The organism is Sorangium sp. So ce362 (genome assembly GCF_051519845.1).
Classification (GTDB): Bacteria; Myxococcota_A; Polyangia; order Polyangiales; family Polyangiaceae; genus Sorangium.
On record NZ_CP150332.1, the window covers coordinates 4,038,584 to 4,058,608 of the forward strand.

Sequence of the window (20,025 nt, forward strand, 5' to 3'; positions counted from 1 at the left end):
CGGCGCAGGCGTCGCGGGCGTCCAGCCGCCGCCGCGCCGCGGGCGGCGGGTGTGACGCCGCGCCGCCGGATCTGGAGCGAGCTCCTGCCGCTCGAGGCGGTGCGTGCGCCTGGCACGCTCGCGCTCCTCCGGCGGTACGCGCTGGAGCTCGCGATCGCCGTGCGGCCGGAGACGGCCGCGGGCCTGCCGGATCTCGCGGCGGCGTGCGCGGACGCGGGGGTGGCGGTCGCTGTGTGGCCGATGATCGCGGACGAGGACGGGCGGTGGGCGAGCGCCGGCAACGCGGCGGCGTTCGGCGGGTTCGTCGCGCGGCTGCTCGACGCGCTCGACGCCCGCGGCCTCGCGGCGGCGGAGGTCGCGGTCGATCTGGAGCCGCCGATCCAGCAGGTGCGCCGGGCGCTCGGGGGCGGCCGCGGCGCGCTCGCTCTGCTCGGCGGCGGCCCCCGCGGAGCGCGGGAGAGCCCGGGGGAGCGGGGTGCGCGGTGGCGCGACGCGCAGCGCGCGTACGTCGAGGTGGCGGGCGCGATCCACGCGCGCGGGGTGGCGACCTCGGCCGCGATCGTGCCGCTCGTCCTGGCCGACGGGCCGGCGGGCGGCTGGGAGCGGATCCTCGGGACGCCCGTGTCGGCGCCGCCGTGGGGGCGGGTCAGCGCGATGCTGTACACCTCGCTGATCGAGGGCTACTCGCGCGGCGCGCTCGGCCGGGACGACGCTGTCGCGCTGCTCGGCTGGGCGTGCCGCGCCGCCGCCGGGCGGTTCGGTCCGAGGGCGGGTGTCTCGGTGGGCGCGGTGGGGAAGGGGGCGCTCGGCGACGAGCCGGTCTACCGCTCTGTCGCCGAGCTCCGCGAGGACGTGGCCGTCGCGGAGGCGGCCGGCGTCCAGGATCTCTCGCTGTTCGACCTCGGCGGGGTGCTGGCGCGGCCGCCGGCCGAGGCCTGGCTGGAGGCCTTCGTGGCGCCGCCGCTCGAGCCGCGCCTGCCCCGGACGACGCTGCGGGCGCGCGGCGTGGTGGCGGCCGCCGCGCTCGTGGGACGGGCGGCGGGCGCATGGGGGAGCTGGTCGCGGTCGTGGGGGGACCGGGGGGCGCGCAGGGGCGAGGGATGCGCCGTCGCCGCGGGCGAGTCGCGGAGCTCGCCGGAGCTCGCCGGAGCGGCTACCCGTGATGCGACTTGCCCTGGCCGCGGTAGCGCTTCCAGTGGTGTCGCTTGTTCTTGTTCTTCGGCCTGCTGTTGCTGGAGAGGCCGATAGACGTCTTCTTCGTCGGCAATGACATGGGCCGATCCGTGGCGCCGTCGCGGGCCGGGTGACAGGGGGCCGGCGTCGATTGCGCCGAGCTGGCCTCCATCGACGCGAGTCCGCGCGCGACAACCGATGAGCGAGCTCGCATGGATGGCCCGTCAGGGCGCGTGACGCACGGGAGCGATCTCAAGCAGAGCTTTGCCGTCCGGTCATGGCGATTCGCCCGCCGGCCGTGCTCTGGTACAGTGTCGACCAAGGACGAATTTGCCATAGCGAACCGGGGCGATCCGTGCGATTCGGCGCGATTTCGGGGAGGCGTGACGACGGATCGCAGCCCCTCGGACGGCGTGGGCCCAACCCGGGTCCAACCGGCGAGCCTCGGGCCTGGGGAGATCGCGAGCGCCAACCCGGCACATCGGGCCGTCGTGGTCGCCTCGCTCGCCGAGGCGCTTACGCACGCCGTCGCGCTCGGGGATGAAGAGGCGGCCCGTGTCGTGCACGAGGCGATCGGGCGGCTGCTCGGGCCGCCGGTGGCACCGGAGAGGCGCGCAAGCTCACGCCGATAGTCTAGCCCGCCGTTCGCCTCGCCGCCGGAACGCCACCTCCGGTATTGGGACGCATGTCGGCCCCGGGCCAGCGCATGAAAACGTCTCATGACAGAAACCATTCACCGAATGGCATGAGCCTTTCCCAGCGAGAAAGAACAGCACAAGCACAGATGTGCCGGCGTTTATGAACGCCGCATCGACACGTCCACACGGCGGATACTCATCGGTACCAGGTCCAGCTCACGCGCGGAGGGGAGTCCGCCGGCCGCAGCCGAGGGCGAGGTGCTCCCGGAGGTGGTGGAGGTGCCGCCGGCCCCCGCGGGAGGAAGCGGATGAGGCCGCGGCGGACCCGGGGGCTCCCGCTCTCCCGCTGGTGCGCCTAGGACGCTTTAGGCGATACTCTCCAGCCATGGCGCGCACCGCTCCGGTCCCGAACATCCCTGCGATCCCTGGCATGAATCCAGGCGTCTTTATCCTGGGCGGCGGCGGCGCCGGCGGGGGCGACAACGGACGAGGCGGCAGCGGCAGCGGCGCGGGCCAGGGCGCCGGCGGGAACAACGGCGGCAACGGCGCGAATGGCGGGGGGCCAGGCGCGAACGGGTGCGGACCAGGTAGCGGCGGCGGCTGCATGAACCCGGCACACGGAGGCAACGGCGGCACGCACGCCGGCGACCCGGTCGACCCGGTGACGGGGCGGGTCTACACGCTCCCGCAGACGGACCTGGTGCTGACAGGCCCCATGGTCTTCGAGCTGCGCCGCAGTTACTCGTCCTTCGCCCGCGAGCACGACGTCGGGCTGGGCGCGGGATGGACACACTCGCTCGCATGGGAGATCGCGCTCCGGCGGCGCACCCTGGTCGTCCACGCGCCGAGCGGCGCCGCGTCTCTCCGCGATATCCCGCCGCCAGGCGGCGAGGTCGCGCTCAACAGCGGCGGCCGCCTTCGTCGCGACGAGAACGGATTCCTCGTCACCGGCGAGGACGGCCTCGTTTACCTCTTCGAGCCTTTCGCGGCGTCCCGCGAGCGCCACCGGCTCGCCACGATCGTCGACCGGGCCGGCAACCGGGTCGACCTCGCCTACCAGGGCGATCTGCTCGAATCGCTGCGCGACAGCGCCGGCCGCACCGTGCGCGTCCGCCGCTACCGGGACGGGCGGATCGAAGCGTTCGAGCTCGTCACCGCGCGGGGACGCACCGTGCGCTGCCGGACCTACGCCTACGACGATCGAGGCGACCTCGTCGCGGCCACGGACGCCGCCGGCCGGAGCGTGCGCTACGCCTACGACGAGCATCGCCTGGTCGAGCAAGCCTCCCCTTCGGGGCTGCGCGTCTTCTACCGCTACGACGGGAAGGGCCGCTGCACCGAGACCTGGTGCGCACACCCCGGCGAACGCGACCCGGCCCTGGCCGAAGGGAGCCCGACGGTCCTCGCCGACGGGCAGACGCCCGCGCGGGGCATGCTCCACTGCCGCCTGGAGTACGCCGACGGTTTCACCATGGTGTACGACTCCCGGCAGGCGCGGCGATTTGACAGCAACGCCTTCGGCAAGATCGACCTCGCTGCCGGCTTGTGGGTCGAGGGCGCCGCGTACGACGCGCGCGGCGATCTCGTCGCGTACAGCGACCCGACCGGCGCGCGCACGCTCTACGAGCGGGACGCGGCGGGCCGGGTCGTCGCGATCGTCGATCCGACGGGCGCGCGCATCGAGCATCGCCACGATCCGCAGGGCAACGTGGTCGAGGCCACCGATGCGCTCGGCGCTGCGTGCCATTACAGCTACGATGACGCAGCGAACCTGCTGGGGGTCCGGGACGCGCTCGGCGAGCTTCTGCGCTTCACCTACGACGAGCGGGGGTTGCGCATAACCGCCGTCCTGCCCGATGGGGGCGTCACCCTCTTCCGCCATGACGCCGAGGGGAACCTCATCGAGCTCGTGGAGCCGCACGGCAAGCCGCGCCGCATGGAGTACGACGATGTGGGCCGGGTGCTCGCCGTCACTGACGAGGAGGGGCACAGGACCAGCTTCCACTACGACGAGCGCGGCGCCCTCTGGGGGCTGCGCTTCCCGGGCGGCGCCGAGGTCGCGATCGAGCGCGACGAGGACGGGCGGATCACGCGGTACCGCGGGCCAGACGGGGCGTACGATCTCGCGTGGGGCGGGTACAACCTCGTTCACGAGCTCCGCAAGCCGAACGGCGAGACCATCCGCTTCCGGTATGACCGGGAGTGCCAGCTCGTCGAGGTGGAGAATGAGCGCGGGGAGGTGCACCGCATCGAGCGCGATGCGGCGGGACGGATCGTGGCCGAGCGTTTCTTCGATGGGCGCGAGCTCCGCTACCGGCTGGACGCGGCGGGCCGCGTCCAGCACATCCGGGACGCGGCCGCGCACACGACCGAGATCGAGCGCGACCCGTGCGGCAGGGTGGTCCGGCGCGGGTACGCCGACGACACCTTCGACGCGTTCGACTATGACCCGGTGGGCCGCCTGATCCACGCGGAGACCGAGGCCACCTGCTGCGAGTTCACGTACGACCAGCGCGGCAACCTCGTGCGCGAGGTGCAGACCTGCGCTGGTCGGAGGGTCGTGATCGAGAGCGCGTACGACGCTGCCGGGCGCCGCACGGCGCTCCGGACCTCGACAGGGCACGAGGCGCGCTACGAGCGCGATCGAATGGGCCGCGCCCGGCGCGTTGTGACCTCCGGCGCTGCCATCGAGCGCACCTACGACACCTTCGGGCGGGAGCTCCTGCGCGAGCTCCCGGGCGGTGGCCGCGTACTCTGTCGCTACGATGGCGTCGGCGCGCTGGTGGAGCGCCGCGTGCTCGGGCGGTCGAACGCGCGCGAGGCAGAGCCAGACTGGGTGGGCCCGCTGCCGCCGGGCACAACGTACGCCGAAGGCTTCGCGCACTCGCCGGGAGGTGACCTGGTGGAGCATGTCGCGACGGGCGGCGAGCGAACGCGCTTCGAGCACGATGCGGCGGGGCGCATCCTCGCGCAGCTGTCGACGCACACCCCGGCCGAGCGGTTCTCGCACGGCGGCGGCGGGCGCCTGCAGGAGGCAGGGGACGACGCGCCGGCCCGCCGCTACGGCCCAGGCGGGGTGCTGCTCTCGCGTGGCGACATCTCGTACGAGCACGACGCCGAGGCGCGCCGCACGGCGCGCGTCGACAGGACCACGGGTGAGCGCGTCAGGTACGCGTGGAGCGGCCGTGGGCTGCTCGCCGCGGTGGTGCTGCCGGACGGGACCCGGGCCGAGAACGTCTATGACGCGTCTGCGCGCCGCCTGCTCAAGCGCGTGAGCCGCGCGGACGGGGCCTTGCTCGAGACCCACTTCGTCTGGAGCGGGGACGACCTGCTCCAGGAAATCACAGAAGAGGTCGTTGCGGGACAGCGGCGCGTTATCCGCGTGCGCGACTATCTCTGGGGCGAGCAGGGCGAGGGCCCGCTCGCGCACCGGGAGCATGTGCCGGGGGGCGAGCCGGAGGTCAGCCGGTGGGTGCACTATGTGCTCGGCGCAGGCGGCGCGCCCTCGCTGCTGCTCTCGGACACGGGCGAGGTGCTCGCGCGCCTCCGGCTCCGCGTGTGGGGCGCGCTCGATACCCCGCCTTTCGGGCCGGCCCCGACCCCCTGGCGCTACCCCGGCCAGTACCACGACGACGAGACCGGGCTCGCATACAACCGCTACCGCTTCTACGACGCTGCTGTCGGCCTATATCTGAGCCCCGATCCGCTGGGGATCGCCGGCGGACTGAACGCATTCGAGTACGCCCGAGGGCAGCCCTTCCGCGTCGTCGATCCGGAGGGGCTCACGCCGGTGCTGTGCACCGTCTCGGGGCACGGCGTCAGGGGCCGCGGTGCCAGTGCCGCCGGCCGGAGCAGCGACCCGGCGCTACACCCGGTCGTCGTCGCGGCGATGCCGCCGCCGGTCGATCTCCGCGGCGAGCCCTTCTATCCGGCCGAACGACGGAGCCCGGAGACCTGCGCGGAGCCCGGCGCGCTGAGCGAATACATCCGCAACTGGGAGCGCCAGAACAACAACGGCCGCCCGCTCGATCCGAACAACCCGCGCGATCGCCGGCGGATACAGCGCTGCCTGGGCGACATCACCTCGATACAGGCGCAGCACCCCGACGGGACGGCGCGGGCGCCTTGCCCGAACTGTTCGCAGCTCCTGCAGAACCTGCGCGACCGCTGGGGCGCGCCGCGGGAGCGCGTGGTGCAGCCAGGCGCCAGCAGCGAGACCGGGACAGACTCGCTTCGCAGCACGCCGCCCGACCCGCGATGGGCGCAGGGAATGCGGCAGCAGCGCCGCAGGGAGCGACGGAGATGAGCAAGGCACGCAGTGGTAGTGACCGTCCGATCCGGCTCGCCGACAGCGCGCGCAGGCGGCTGAGCCGGCACGCGGTCGAGGTCTTCCAGGAGCTCGACCTCCTCCGCGACCCGGCGCACACCACGTCGCCCGACGCGCTGCGGGCTCTGCTGGAAGCGCGCGGGCTGCCCGTCTACGAGGGCGCGCTCGAGCTCGAGGGCCTCGCCGGGGGCACGCCGCTCCCGCCGGACAAGCGGCTCGGCGTGTTCGCCTCGCTGAAGGCGCTCGAAGGCGCGCGACCGCTCGGGCCGGAGAAGCTGCCGCGCGCGGGGAGAGAGGTGCTGCTGCCGGTGGTGGCGAAGGGGTACCCCTCGGTCTGGATCGGCGAGGGCGGCCAGGTGTACCTGGTCGACACCGAGGCCGCGGGCGTGTCGCCGGCGTTCGACGGGCCGGCGCAGTACCTTGAGGCGCTCGCCATCGAGCTGGAGACGGAGCCCTGGCCGCCCGAGCCGGAGCGCCTGCAGTGGCATCACATCAGCGTCGCCGGCCTGGTCGGCGCCGCGGTCGCGGAGGTCTTCTACGCGCCGCCGTTCGCCCCGGCGTCGGGAGCGCACGGGGCCGCGTGGTTGCGCGAGCACCTCCACATCGTGGAGCAGAACACCCCCGGCTTCTTTGTCGGCACCCGGGTCACGACCACCGACGCCGACGAGGCCGTCGCCGCCCTGGAGGCGGCGCTCGCCACGAACCTGGAGGTGCGCTGGTCGGGGCCCCAGCGGCGGCCGCGCGCGGGGCAGCGGCCTGTCCTGTCGTTCACGTTCGCCATGGGGCCCAACGCGCCCGACAGGGAGGCGGCGGTGTGGGGCGAGTCCGGCGACTACCGCATCGCCTCGCGGAGCGTCGGCGAGCCGTGGCCGTTCCGGTGAGAGCGTCATCCCGCGCGCCCGCGGGCAGGGCACGACGCCGACGATGGATCAACTTCGGGGACGGTCCCGAGGCGCGCCGCCCCCGCGCCTTGCGCCGTTCCGTACAGGCGTCGGCCGGAGCGCCACTGCCGCGCCCCCCTTCATGGTGGACGCTGAGGCTACGAAGACGGCCGATTGGGCCCGCGTTGGGCCACACTGGAAGAGGAACCAGACGCTCCCGTCCCTTGGAGCTATCGATAATTGTTGACCTTTCCGTCGCCCGCTCCTCCGCACCAGCGACGAGGCCCAAGTTCCTCCCTGGTTCCGTGAGGGGGAGAACTTGAACCACAGAGCGGCACAGAGGTGCCCGCCTGGTGGCCGGCGGGAGCGCACCTCGAGGGGACGCTCGGGCCTCGCTATGCCGTGATCGGTTCCGCGGTCGGCGTCTCCGATGAGAACGGCATCGGCCGCCCCGAGGACGGATCCATCGGCTGGTTGGGCGGCTTTGCGACGGGGGCACTGGGGCGTCGCTCGGAGTCTGGCGTGCACGCTCTGCCGAAGCTCGCTGAGCTGATGGTCCGGGTCGCTCCGAAGAGCGATGAGTCGTTCGAGTGCCATGCTCAGTGCTTCGAGGATGTAGCGCTCGGATTCCGAGAGGGGTTCGGTTTCGTCAAGTGTGTATTTCAGGTCGAGGGACCTGAATCGTCGACAACTGACAAGCTCTGTCGCTCGTACAGGGTCCAGAGGCATCGGTGCTGAGCTTACCAGACGCGCCTGGGGAGAAGGAGGTTCAAACCCGAGGCGACGCCGCGTCGCTGGACGATGCCCGCGGATACGGCTAGCTCCAATCCATGAACCTCACCGACGTCATGCGGGACCTCGCCGCGCTGGGCAACGAGAAGATGCGCGAGGTCAACGCCCGCGCCGGAGACGCCCACGGCGTGAACCTCACCCAGCTCCGCGCGCTCGCGAAGCAGCTGAAGACGGACCACGCCCTGGCCGGCGAGCTGTGGCGCACCGGGGATCCCGACGCCCGCCTCCTGGCGACGCTCGTGTTCAAGCCGAAGGCCTTCTCGGCGGACGAGCTGGACGCGATGGTCCGGGAGATCGGCTACCCCAAGCTGCTCGACTGGTTCATCGTCAACGTGGTGAAGGCGTCGCGCCACGTCGAGGAGCTGCGTGTCCGCTGGAAGGACTCCGCGAGCGAGCTGGTCGGGCGCGCTGGCTGGAGCCTGACGACGGACCGCGTCGTGAAGAGCCCTGCCGGCCTCGATCTCCCCGCGCTGCTCGACCAGATCGAGGCGGAGATGAAGGCGGCGCCGGGCCCGAAGCAGTGGTCGATGAACCACTGCCTCGCCGAGATCGGCATCCGCAACCCCGGGTTGCGCGCCCGCGCAATCGCCATGGGCGAGCGGCTCGAGGTGCTCAAGGACTACCCGGCATCGCCGGGCTGCACGCCGCCGTTCGCGCCGGTCTGGATCGCGGAGATGGTGCGGCGGCAAAAGGCCGAGAAGACGCGGGGCCGGTGAGCGGGTCGGCGCGCGATGAAGTACACGGCCCCCGCGCTGGAGCCGACGGGGACGGCAACCCCTCCGCTCGGCGTCCGCCTCGCTGGCCAGTGCGCTAGAAAGCGCGGAAGGCATGCGACACGGAACATCGGAGATGGGTTGAGGTGACAGCGCTGGATGTTTCTGTCGATCGCCCCAAATAGGCCCTGCTTCCGCTGCGTGCATCGACGATGATCGCGCAGCGTGTGATAGGCTGGTGCGGTCCGAACATTTTATCTTGCGGCTTTGGCTTGAGTGTACGGAGGTGCCTGTGAATCGAAGGAAGCGGTGGGTCCTTCACGCGACGTTGGCGACGTCCGTCACGGCAGCGCGTGCCAGGACGGGGGTCGTGCTCGGCGTGGCGCTCGCGGCCGCTGCGTGCTCCAGCGGGGACGCGGGGACGGGCGTGGATGGCGGCGACCGGGGCGATCCCTTCACGGAGAGCGGTGCGTCGGGGACGGGCGGCGCGCTCGCGACAGGCGGAGGCTCCGAGACGGGCGCCGGGGCCGGCGGCGCGGGGAGCACCGCGAGCGGCGGTGCGCCGGGGGAGGGCGGCGGCGGCCCGGGCGAGGGCGGCGGCGGCCCGGGCGGCGGCGCGGGCGGCGCGCCCGACACGTGCAGCAGGGCCGCGGCCTGCGGCACGCACAAGTGGGCGTGCTGGCCGATGCCCAATCCGGCGGGCAGCGACCTGCCCAACCCCGCGAGCTATACCGAGGTGGGGGACGGCGTTGTGCGCGACAACGTCACGTGCCTCGAGTGGCAGCAAAGCCCTCCCGCCGAGGCGTACACGTGGGACCAGGCGATCAGCTATTGCGATAACCTGACGCTCGGCGGATTCTCGGACTGGCGCCTGCCGACGCGCATCGAGATGACGTCCATCGTGGACTTCACCCGGAGCCCGGCCATCGACAGGGCCGCATTCCCGGGGGCGCGGGGGGGCTTCCACAAGACGTCCTCCGACTGGATCCTCACGATCCGACAGGCAGGCGCCGGCGCCGGTCGCGACGTTGCGTGGGCCTTCAACATGAGCGACGGGATCGTCAGCAACGCCTACTCCAAGGCGACCGCGGCGAGCCTGCGCTGCGTGCGGGGCAACGGCGAGGGGGAGGCGCCGAGCAGCCCGGCCGTGCCTCCGCCCGACCAGTACACCGTCGTATCGCCCGGTGAGGTGATGGACAAGTACACAGGCCTCGTCTGGCAGCAGGGCTATTCGCCTGCCACGATGACCTGGGCCGAGGCGGAGAGCTACTGCGCGATGCTCGGCCTCAACGATCACGCCTGGCGCTTGCCGAGCATCCGGGAGCTGGCGACCCTGGTCGACGAGGCCCAGGTGGCGCCGTCGATCCACCGGACGATGTTCCCGGACACGCAGTACGGCGCGCGCAGCAACGACTGGTACTGGGGCTCTCACGCCGCCGTGGGGAACGCCTCGGCGGCGTGGGCGCTCAACTTCGACGACGGCTTCACCGGGTTCAACGCCGGAGCCAGCGGCAAGTGGAACCACTTCACGGCCGCATGGGTGAAGTGCGTGCGCTGACGTCGCCGGCCCTGCCCGCGGCGCGCCCCGGGCGGGCAGGGCCGAGCCGCGGCGGCCGGCGCGCCTCGTTTCGGTGGCGCGCCGCCGCCGGCGTCGGCTAGCGTGCCCGGGTGAGCCCGAGCACGCTGCCGGCGCGCCCTCGCCTCGCCGCCCACGTGCTCGCGCGGCGCCACCTGGTCGGCGAGGAGGAGCGCGTCATCCTGCACGACCTCCGCTCCGGGCAGCTGCTCCAGCTCGGCCCGCGGGAGTGGGTCCTGCTCTCCGCGGCCGACGGGACGCGCGACGTCGAGGGCATCGCGATCGCGGCCGCCCGCGAGGGCGCGCACGCGCGCGTGCCCGCGGTGCAGGCCTTCCTGGCGCAGCTCCACGCCGCGGGCCTGCTCGAGGCCGACGACACCGGCGAGGACGCGGCGCGGTCGGCGCCGGCGGAGGGGGCGCCTGCGTCGGGAGCGCCCGCGTCGGGGGCGCCCGCGTCGCCCGCGCCCGCGCCGGAGGAGCGCGATGCCCGCGAGCGCCCGCTGGAGGTGCTGCCCGATTTCACCCTGCACTGCGACGGCCGCGGGAGCTGCTGCCGGATCTACGCCTCGATCCTCTTCGACCCCGAGGAGGCGGCCCGGGCGCGGGCGCTGCGGCCCGACGTGCTGAGCGGCGGCGCCCGGCACGAGCTGGCCTTCATGCCGGAGCGCGGGACGTGGCCGTGCGCGGCGTCGGTGGTGGCGATGCGGGACGGCCGGTGCGCCTACCTGGAGGGCGAGGGGCGCTGCGCGCTCCACGCGCTCGGCGGCCCCGAGGCCAAGCCGCTCGGGTGCCGGACCTTCCCGGTCAGCTTCGTCGACGACGGCGAGTCGGTGCGGGTCTCGGTCGCCGTGGAGTGCGCCTGCGTGCTGGCCAGCGCGGGCCGCCCCGGCGGCGCCCCGCTGCTCGATCCGCGGCTGCGGGTGCGGGGCGATCTGGACGGGCGCATCGACGTCGCGCGGCTGCCGGATCGCGCCGCGGTGGCGCCCGGCGTGACCGCGGCGCGGGCCGAGCTCGTCGCGTGGTCGCGGCGGCTCGCCGCGGCGGCGCCGCCGCCCGACGTGGCCGCGGGCCTCTTTGCGCTCGCCGACGCCGTCGAGGCCGAGGGGCTCACGGGTGGGGCCATCGCGCGCTTCGAGCGGCCCGAGGCGCTGGCTCCGGCGGCGCTCGGGCCGTGGCTCGCCGCGCTCCACGGGCGCGCGGCGCGGCGGGCGCGCGAGGACGCCGCCTGGCGCAGCGAGCGGGACCTCGCCCGGCGCGCCACCCGGTGGATCGCGGCCGCGACCCTCGCGCTGGCCGAGCCCGACCTGCTCGGCGCGCTGCTCCTCGCGCCCGTGCGCGCCCCCGACCGCGAGCGCTTCTACCTCCGCGCGGCGCTGCACGGCCACCGCCTGCTCGGGGCGCTGCCGCTCTCGCTCGCGCTGCGCGATCGCGCGGCGCGGCTCGTCGTGGCGCGGGCGCTGCCGGTGATCGTCGCCGGGGCGGACGCGGACGATCCGGCCTGCGCCGAGCCGCTCGCCCTCGTCGAAGCCATGCTGCGCGGCCACGGGCTCGACGCCTACGCCGTCGAGATGGCCGGGGCGCGGTGAGCGCGCCGCTGGAGAGACACGGCCGCCGAACTTGTCGATAATGCGCCAGCGATGGACCAGCCCCCGCTCGACAACAAGACGGACTTCGCCGCGCACCCGCAGCTCCTCGTCGATCGGGACGGCGAGAAGCTCGTCGCCATCGTCAAGGCGAGCTTCGAGCTCCAGGAAGACGGCGGCTTCGAGCTGTCGCCGCCCGAGCGCGCGCGCGGGGTCCGCTTCGCCGATCTGCCCTGGGAGGAGGACAAGCCGGAGAGCATCGCGTACCCGGCGGACGTGTGCCTCTTCAAGCCGGCCACCGACGTGATCTTCGTGGCCCGGGCGTACGCGCCGAGCGGCAGGGCGGTGCCTTCCTTCGACGTGCGCGTCGAGGTCGGCCCGCTCAGAAAGTCGCTCGTCGTGTTCGGCAGGCGGCTCTGGGTGGACAGGGGCGCCGGCCTCACCGCGCCGGCGCCGATCGAGGAGATCGACATGCGCTACGACCACGCCTGGGGCGGGAGGGACGACGAGGATCCCGCGGCGCTCGTCGAGGAGCCGCGCAACCCCATCGGCATGGGCGTCACGCGCGCGCCGGCATCGCTCACCCATCAGCCGGCGCCGAACATCGAGGACCCCGCGTACCCGATCCGGACCGCGAAGACCGCGCCGCCGCCCGCGGGGATCGGGGTCGTCGGCCGGCACTGGGAGCCGCGCCGCCGGTACGCCGGGACCTACGACGCGACCTGGCGAGAGCTCCGCGCGCCGCTGCTGCCCGAGGACTTCGACCCTCGCTACAACCTCTGCGCCTCGCCGGGCCTGATCGCGGATCCGCCGCTCGCGGGCGGCGAGCCGGTGCGGGTGCTCAACCTGACGCCCGACGGGGCGCTCAGCTTCGAGCTCCCGCGGGTGCAGGTGGAGATCGAGTTCCAGGTGAAGGACCGCGCGCCGGTCGGCTTCGCGCCCCACCTCGACACGGTGCTCGTCGATCTCTACGCCACCGGCCCGCAGAAGCCGGTGGCCGTCGAGATGGTCTGGCGCGCGCACGTCAAGGCGCCGCGGCGGATGAAGGACGCGCGCGTGATCGTGCGCGAGCGGGGGCGAGCGTGAGGCCGCTCGCCGTCATGGTGGCCGCGGGCGCGGTCACGCCCGTCGGGCTGCGCTCGATCGACACCGCCTTCTCGCACCGCGCCGCGGCCGCGGCGATGCGCGAGGCGCCGCTCGTGGATGGGACCGGCGAGCCGGTCACGATGTGCTTCCTCCCCACGCTCGATCCGCTCGTCACGGGGACGCCGCGCGCCGCCCTGCTCGCGGCGCGCGCGCTCGGCGAGGCGCTCGAGAAGCTCGGCCCCGCGGCGCGGGGGCTGCGGATGCAGATGACCCTGTGCCTGGACGAGCACCTCGGCCAGCGGCCGCCCGGGGGGGAGGCCCCGGCGCAGTGGCTCGCCGTCGAGCTCGCCGCGCGGGCGCAGGCGCACGCGCCGGAGCTCGCGGTCAAGGTCTCGACGCGCGGCCCCGCCGCGGCGGGGCTCGTGCTGCCGGAGCTGTGCGACGCGCTCGGGCGTGGCGCGATCGACGCGGCGCTGCTCGGCGGCGTGCACACCGACTACGATCCCGCGCGCATCGCCGCGCTCGACGCCGCGGGCCGGATCTTCCGGCCGGACAACCTCGACGCGCTGATCCCCGGGGAGTGCGCGGCGTTCGTGGTGCTCATGCGCCCCGACGTCGCGCGCCGCGCGCTCCTCCGCGAGCAGGGGCAGATCGTCGGCGTGGCGACAGCGCACGAGCGGGCGCGCCCGGACAACGATGAGTCCGCGTTCCAGGCCGCGGGCCTCACCGCCGCGCTCCGCTCCGCGCTCGCGCCGCTGTCCGAGCGCGGGCTGCGCGCCGGCTGGATGCTCACCGACCTGACGTTCGAGACGTTCCGCCATTTCGAGCTCCAGGCCGCCTCGGTGCGCACACAGCACCTCTTCTGCGACCCGCAGCAGGTGGAGAGCCCCGCCCAGCGGATAGGCCACCTCGGCGCCGCGGCCATGCCGCTGCACCTCGCCATCGCGTCGGAGGCGTTCACGCGCGGGTTCGCGCCGCACCCGTGCGCGGTCTCCGTCGCGGGGAGCGACGGCGGGGAGCGCGCGGCGATGGTGGTCGCGGCGGCAGGCTGACGGCGGTGTGCATCGCCGAGGTTCGCTCCTGATTCTGTGATGGGGAGGAATTCGAACTACAAAGGATACCCGACGGCGGCGCTCGCGCGGGCGAGCCGCCGCGTCATTTCAGGAAGAGCAGATCCGGACTCTCGCCCGGGAAGTAGTTGATCCCCGCGACCGGCGTGCCCATCTGCTCCTCCGCCAGCGTGTAGCCGTCGCGGATCAAGGCGCCGTACACCGGGTGCGCTCCGACGTTCGGCGTGTCGAGGGAGTCGACCGCATTCCGGTTGAACGAGTACACGGCGTTCCTGAACCTGAACGCGGGATCGTGCCTGTCGAACGCGGGGATCCCCTCGATCTGCGCCGCGAACTGCGACTTGTTCGGCTCCAGGTCCGACGGGTACTCCTTCGCGTGGAACACGATGATGACGTCGCCGTTCCATCGGTTGATGTGACCGTGAAACAGGTCTGCCCTCGAGAACCGGGAGGCGGTCATGACCCTCACCTTCTCGAAGAGCGCGATGAAAAAGGCCCTCACGGCCACGTCGTCCAGGGTGCGGAGGCCGGTAAGGGGGTCCGCGGCTCCGCCGCTGGCCCAGTTGTTCGTCCTGAGGTAATTGGCTCCGTTGAACTGGCCGTTGTACGCCGACAGCCCGTCGATGTACGCCGGTAGCCGCACCGTGGTGAGCCCCACGAGGTTCTGCCGGATCTCGGCGGCGGTGGCCCCGGCCATCGCGTTTGCGAGCGCGCCGGGGACGGCGACGCCGAGCCGCTGCGTTCTCACGCCCTGGACCCACCGGCTCCCGGTGAACCACCTGTAGAGCAGGTAGCCGGCGCCTGCCGCGACGGCGAGGCCGCCGACGGCGAGGCCGATGGGCTGCGCGACCGCGGGCTCGGCCGCGTCGCCGCGTGCGCCCGGACCGACGTTTGCCGCTCGCCCGAACGCCGGGCGCGCCTGCGCGACGGTGGCTGGATGGGGGAGCGGTCGCGCGGGCCCCCGGAGCGCGGTTTGCTTCTGCGCCACACCGACGGTCGCGGGGTGTGGGGGACGCCTCGCGCCCGCCGCCGGCTGGGCGACCGTCGCCGGGTGGGGAGGGCGCGGTGAGCGGGCGGCGGTGGCCGGATGAGGTGTTTGCGCGCCCGTCGCGGCGCGAGGCTGGCCCGCCGTCGCAGGGGGTGAGGGTCTCTGCTGCACCACGGTCGCTGGATGGGGTTGCCCCGTCGCGCCGGCCGGAGACGGCGACCGCGACGGCGACCGTGTACCCGTATCAGAATTTCGGGGTGGCATCGGGTTGAGATCGAGGCTACCCGACGCTGTTGCGCTGTTCAACCGCCGCAGCCCGCGCAAGCGCGGCCGTTTCCTCGCAGCGTGGCCGAGGTGCTGCCGAATCGAGGTCGCGGGCGAGCGCATCAATATCCCGCTCCCGAGCTCGCTGCCGGCGGGGTCGGGTGATCCGCGTCGTGAACATCACGTGCTCAATGCTCATGTCGTTGCTCAAAGGCTCAGGCTTAGACTCCGGCGCAGGGCTCTCCTCATCGGTGCGTGGGCAGGAAACCGTCACGCGCCGCCCTGCGCTCCGAGCGCCGAAAAATCCGACCCCACGCCGCTTTCCCCGCGTCGGTTCCGCGCCGCGGCCCGGCGCGGGGCTTGGCGCCGCCCGCCGATCGCCTAGCATGGCCCCGATGGCCGCCACCTTCGCCACCTTCTCCCTCGAGGGCGACAAGATCCCCGCGGACACCGCCGTGACCGGCTTCGAGGCCGTCGAGGCCGTCTCGACCCCCTACACGGTCGAGGTGCGCTTCGCGACGATGGACGCCGCCTTCCGGGTCGAGGACTGCCTGCGCAGCCGCCTCTGCCTGCGCGTCGTCGACACCGCCGGCAACGAGCGCCTGTTCGACGGCATCGTCGACCGCGCCGGCTTCGCGCGCATCGTGGGCGAGGCCCGCCAGTTCGACGTCCGCCTGCGGCCCGCCCTCGCGGCCCTCGCGCACCGCGAGGGGTGCCGCATCTTCCAGGAGAAGAGCGTCGTCCAGGTCGTGCAGACGGTCCTCGAGGAGGCGGGCTTCGGCGACAAGGTCGCGTGGCGGAACGCGAAGGAGTACGAGCCGCGCGAGTTCATCGTCCAGTACCGCGAGTCGCACCTCAACTTCGTCTCACGCCTCCTCGAGGACAACGGCCTCTTCTACTATTTCCGGCACGAGGCCGACGGGCACACGATGATCATCACCGACGACCCCGCCTCCTTCGCGGTCGAGGAGGGCACGCCGGTGCTCTTCCGGATGGCGCAGGGCGGCCTCCCCGGGAGCCTGCCGCTCGCCAGGCTCACGAGGACGCGCGCGCTGCGCACGAATCGCGTGGTTCTCCGGGACTACGATTTCGAGAAGCCCGACGTGAAGCCCGAGTCCTCGCTGCCCCGCAAGGAGGCCCTCGACCTGCCCTATTTCGAGTACCCCGGCGGCTTCACCAAGGGGAGCGTGGGCGCGCGCCGCGCCGACGCCCGCATGCGCGAGCTCTCCGCCGACGCCGACGTGTGCGAGGGCGAGAGCCGCGCCTCCGGGCTCAAGGTGGGCGAGCCGTTCCTCGTCGAGGGCGCCGCGGAGCCGTGCCTGAACGGCGAGTTCGTGGTCACCCACCTGCGCTCGCGCGGCAACCAGACGCTCACCGGCGGAGACACGAACTACGACGTCGAGAACCATTTCCGCGGCGTCCCCAAGGGCGCGCCCTTCGCGGCCGAGCGCCGCGCGCGGAGGCCGCGTATCCGCGGCATCCAGACCGCGGTCGTCACGGGGTCGAGCACCCAGGAGCAGGCGATCCACGTCGACAGATACGGCCGCATCAAGGTCCGCTTCTTCTGGGACCGGCAAGGCCAGCAGGACCACACGGCGAGCTGCTGGCTGCGCGTCTCGCAGGTCGCTATGGGCGGCTCGATGGTCCTCCCCCGCGTCGGCTGGGAGGTCTCCGTCGCCTTCCTCGACGGCGACCCGGACCGGCCGCTCGCCCTCGGGCGCACCTACAACGCCGAGAAGACGCCCCCGCAGTCGCTCCCCGCCGCCAAGGCCTCCGGGACGCTCAAGAGCATGTCGTCGCCGGGCGCGGGCGGCCATAACGAGATCGGCATGTCCGACAGCTCGGGGAGCCAGGGCTTCGGCGTCCACGCCCAGAAGGACCTCAACGTCACCGTCAAGAATGACAGGGTCGACGAGGTCGCGGTCAACGAGGAGCAGCACATCAGCGTGAACGGCTCCCGGTCGGTCAAGGTCGATGAGTCGATCTCCGTGGCCGGCGATCAATCGCTCGACGTCGGCGCGGTGCTCTCGCACAAGATCACGGGCAACCAGAGCATCTCGATCGGCGGCAACGACACGACCAACGCGATCAGCAACTACGTCGAGAAGATCACCGGCAACCGCGCCTACACGGTGAGCGGGAACCAGATCACGATCTCGAACGGCATCGAGCAGTCGATCACCGGCGACATGAGCCGCAAGGTCGGCGCGCTGCAGCTCTCGGGCAGCCTGGCCTCCATCAACGACAACGTCCTCGGCGGCATGACCGAGACCGTGGGCGCCGTGAAGGTGCAGCTCATCAACGGCAGCCACGGAGAGCAGATCTCGGCGAACAAGGACCAGACGTCGCTCGCGGCCGAGCTCCACCTCACGAAGGGCTCCCTCTCCCATGTGGCGGCCGGCGTCACGAACCTCGTGGGCGGTCTCCATTACCAGAAGCTGAACGGCGATTTCGTGGTGCAGGCGCCGCTCATCACGCTCCTCGGCGCGGTCGGCTCCTTCAAGGGCGGCGGCAGCGAGCTCAAGCTCGGCGGCGGACCCATCGTGATCAAGGGGGCCAAGATCGCGGTCAAGGGCGCGCTGGTGGTCAAGATGGGCGCGTCGATGAAGCTCGGCTCGTGAGGTCCAGGGGCGCCTGTGAGGTGAAGAGTGGCTGATCATCATATCCTCGCCATCCCCTCCGTCAGCGTGGAGGGCAAGATCTACCGGGTGCTGCGCTTCGAGCTCGCCGAGCAGCTCTCGGAGCTCACCCGCCTGGAATGCGAGCTGCTCGACGACGAGGCGGCGCTCCCGCGGCCGAAGGAGGTCCTCGGCAAGCGCGCGGTGTTCACGCTGTCGCGCAGCGACGACACGCAGACCCGCACCTTCGCGGGGACCATCGTCCTCGCCGAGCTCCTGCCCGACCCCGACGACGTGCCCACGCTGCGGGTCCACGTCGCGCCGGCGCTATGGAACCTGGCGCAGCGCGCCGACTGCCGGATCTTCCAGGAGAAGAGCGCTGTCGACATCGCGAAGGAGGTCCTGGAGAGCGCGGGTGTGCCCGCGAGCCAGCAGGACTGGCGCCTGACCGAGCCGCACCCCGCGCGGGTCTACACGGTCCAGTACCGCGAGCGGGACCTCGATTTCGTCCACCGCCTCCTCGCCGAGGAGGGGATCTACTTCGCGATCCACACGAAGGACGAGTCGGACGTGGCCGTCTTCGGCGATTCGCCGACCGGCCTCGAGGACATCGAGGGCGCGACCTCGCTGCCGTTCTCCCAGGACTTCGGCGTGGAGGGCTCGGCGGATCGCGTGGTGCGCCTCTCCCGCGAGGTCTCGGTGCGGAGCGACAAGGTGTTCGTCCGCGATTACGACCCGGAGAAGCCGTCGCTCAAGCTGGAGGCGTCGGCCGAGGGGAGCGACCCCGGGGAGCACGTGCTCGAGATCTACGACTATCCGGCGCGCACCGCCGACGTGAGCGGGGCGGAGCGGCTCGCCAGGGTGCTGCTCGACGCCGTGCAGGCCGAGCGCGACGTCGTGCACGGCGAGACCGGCTCGCTCGCGCTGCTCCCGGGCCGGCGCTTCTCGGTGGGCGGCCACCCCTACGACCCGCTCAACCAGGAGTACCTCGTGGTCCGCTCGCGCATCGCCGGCAGCCGGCCGCGGAGCTTCGAGCTCTCCGGCGGCGCCGGCGCGCAGGAGGGCGCGCGCGACCTGCGCTTCGTCTGCGAGTTCTGGGGCGTGCCGACCGGGACCACGCGCTACAGCCCCCCGCGGCGCGCCCGCGAGCAGGTCATCCCGGGCGCGCAGACCGCGATGACGACCGGGCCCTCGGGGCAGGAGATCCACACGGACGCGAGCGGGCAGGTGAAGGTCTCCTTCCACTGGGATCGATCCGGCAAGAAGGACGACACGTCGAGCCGCTGGATCCGCACGAGCCAGGTGCCGATCGGCGGCTCCATGCTGCTGCCGCGCGTCGGCTGGGAGGTCACGGTGCGCCACGTCGAGGGCGACGCGGACCGGCCCTTCGTGATGGGCCGGATGTACAACGCGCTCACGCCGCCGCCCTACGCGCTGCCGAAGGAGGCGGGGAAGAGCTCCCTCCAGACGGCGACGACGCCGGGCGGGGGCAGCAGCAACGAGCTCCGCATGTCCGATACGAAGGGCGGCGAGGAGATGTTCATCAACGCCTCGAAGGACATGTCCACCGAGGTGAAGAACAACGCCACCGAGTCGATCGGCAACAACCACACGAAGACGATCGGCGCGGACCAGACGACGAACGTCACGAACAGCATGACGAGCAGCGTCGGGGCCAACCAGAAGATCTCGGTCTCGGGCAACCAGTCGATGAAGGTGGAGACCTTCCACGTGGACGACATCGGCGGCGACCATACGCTCTCGATCGGCGGGAACCGCGACATGAAGGTCGGCGGGGATCACAAGCGCGACGTCACCGGCGACAGCACGCTCGACGTCTCCGGCAACCAGATCGACCTCGTGGTCGGCTCGGTCACGGATCAGACCCTGGCCGCCTTCAACCACGAGGTCGGCGCGGCGCTCGTCGAGCTCGCGCTGGGCCACCGCTCCGTGACGGTGCAGGGCGACCGGAGCGAGACGGCGACGGGCGCCAAGGTGATCGCGGTCAAGGCCGGGCGCGGCGTCCAGGTCGGCGGATCGATGAACGTGAAGGTCGGCGGCGCGATCGTCAACGTCGCCAACGGGGATCGCGTGGAGAGCTCGCTCGGCGCCTACACCGAGCTCGCGGGGGGCGCGCAGATCGTCAAGGCGAACAACGTCGTCTTCGAGGCGACCGGCGCGCTCACGCTGGTCATGGGCGCGTCGATCGTGTCGCTGACGCCCGCGAGCGTCGCGATCCTCGGCCTGTCGGCGAAGCTCGACGGCGACGTCGCCGACACCGCCGCGCTGGTGCTCGACAACTGAGGAGCAGGAGGC

12 protein-coding genes are annotated in these 20,025 nt (G+C 72.7%); 10 read left to right on the plus strand and 2 right to left on the minus strand.

Features of this window, described 5'->3' with window-relative positions; translation table 11 throughout:
- Nucleotides 1–51 precede the first annotated feature (51 nt).
- The 8 genes from WMF17_RS15775 to WMF17_RS15810 all read left to right on the plus strand — a co-directional run bounded on the left by WMF17_RS15775 (nucleotide 52) and on the right by WMF17_RS15810 (nucleotide 13,821).
- Nucleotides 52–1,248: a hypothetical protein gene (locus WMF17_RS15775; RefSeq protein WP_437650225.1), complete on the plus strand. Its 1,197-nt coding sequence runs from the start codon at nucleotides 52–54 to the stop codon at nucleotides 1,246–1,248.
- A 948-nt stretch (nucleotides 1,249–2,196) separates the two neighbouring features.
- Nucleotides 2,197–6,117: an RHS repeat-associated core domain-containing protein gene (locus WMF17_RS15780; RefSeq protein ID WP_437602912.1), complete on the plus strand. Its 3,921-nt coding sequence runs from the start codon at nucleotides 2,197–2,199 to the stop codon at nucleotides 6,115–6,117.
- The gene (locus tag WMF17_RS15785) at nucleotides 6,114–7,019 is read left to right on the plus strand and encodes a hypothetical protein (protein ID WP_437602913.1); all 906 of its coding nucleotides are present in this window, start codon (nucleotides 6,114–6,116) and stop codon (nucleotides 7,017–7,019) included. Before WMF17_RS15780 ends, WMF17_RS15785 begins: the two co-directional genes overlap by 4 nt.
- A gap of 830 nt (nucleotides 7,020–7,849) precedes the next feature.
- Nucleotides 7,850–8,527, plus strand: a complete 678-nt coding sequence (locus WMF17_RS15790; RefSeq protein ID WP_437650227.1) for a DNA alkylation repair protein — start codon at nucleotides 7,850–7,852, stop codon at nucleotides 8,525–8,527.
- Nucleotides 8,528–8,816: 289 nt separating this feature from the next.
- Nucleotides 8,817–10,082, plus strand: a complete 1,266-nt coding sequence (locus tag WMF17_RS15795; RefSeq protein ID WP_437650228.1) for a DUF1566 domain-containing protein — start codon at nucleotides 8,817–8,819, stop codon at nucleotides 10,080–10,082.
- A 110-nt stretch (nucleotides 10,083–10,192) separates the two neighbouring features.
- Nucleotides 10,193–11,686 carry a YkgJ family cysteine cluster protein gene (locus WMF17_RS15800; RefSeq protein ID WP_437650230.1) on the plus strand — a complete coding sequence of 498 codons (1,494 nt, stop codon included), beginning with the start codon at nucleotides 10,193–10,195 and terminating at the stop codon, nucleotides 11,684–11,686.
- A 51-nt stretch (nucleotides 11,687–11,737) separates the two neighbouring features.
- The gene (locus WMF17_RS15805) at nucleotides 11,738–12,769 is read left to right on the plus strand and encodes a DUF2169 family type VI secretion system accessory protein (protein ID WP_437602918.1); all 1,032 of its coding nucleotides are present in this window, start codon (nucleotides 11,738–11,740) and stop codon (nucleotides 12,767–12,769) included.
- A complete protein-coding gene (locus WMF17_RS15810) occupies nucleotides 12,766–13,821 on the plus strand; it encodes a beta-ketoacyl synthase N-terminal-like domain-containing protein (protein ID WP_437650232.1) in 1,056 nt (351 codons plus the stop codon). The genes WMF17_RS15805 and WMF17_RS15810 overlap by 4 nt, the downstream gene beginning before the upstream one ends.
- A gap of 103 nt (nucleotides 13,822–13,924) precedes the next feature.
- Here WMF17_RS15810 and WMF17_RS15815 read toward each other — a convergent pair whose 3' ends face one another.
- Together WMF17_RS15815 and WMF17_RS15820 are read right to left on the minus strand one after the other, a co-directional pair.
- Nucleotides 13,925–14,827, minus strand: a complete 903-nt coding sequence (locus tag WMF17_RS15815; protein ID WP_437650234.1) for a hypothetical protein — start codon at nucleotides 14,825–14,827, stop codon at nucleotides 13,925–13,927.
- Between the two features lie 280 nt (nucleotides 14,828–15,107).
- Nucleotides 15,108–15,302 (minus strand): hypothetical protein, encoded by a 195-nt coding sequence (locus tag WMF17_RS15820; protein WP_437650236.1) that lies wholly within the window; start codon nucleotides 15,300–15,302, stop codon nucleotides 15,108–15,110.
- A gap of 184 nt (nucleotides 15,303–15,486) precedes the next feature.
- Between WMF17_RS15820 and WMF17_RS15825 the strand changes: the two genes are divergently transcribed.
- On the plus strand, nucleotides 15,487–17,712 hold the full coding sequence (locus WMF17_RS15825; RefSeq protein WP_437650238.1) for a type VI secretion system Vgr family protein: 2,226 nt from the start codon (nucleotides 15,487–15,489) through the stop codon (nucleotides 17,710–17,712).
- A 27-nt stretch (nucleotides 17,713–17,739) separates the two neighbouring features.
- Nucleotides 17,740–20,013 (plus strand): type VI secretion system Vgr family protein, encoded by a 2,274-nt coding sequence (locus WMF17_RS15830; protein ID WP_437650240.1) that lies wholly within the window; start codon nucleotides 17,740–17,742, stop codon nucleotides 20,011–20,013.
- Nucleotides 20,014–20,025: the final 12 nt, after the last annotated feature.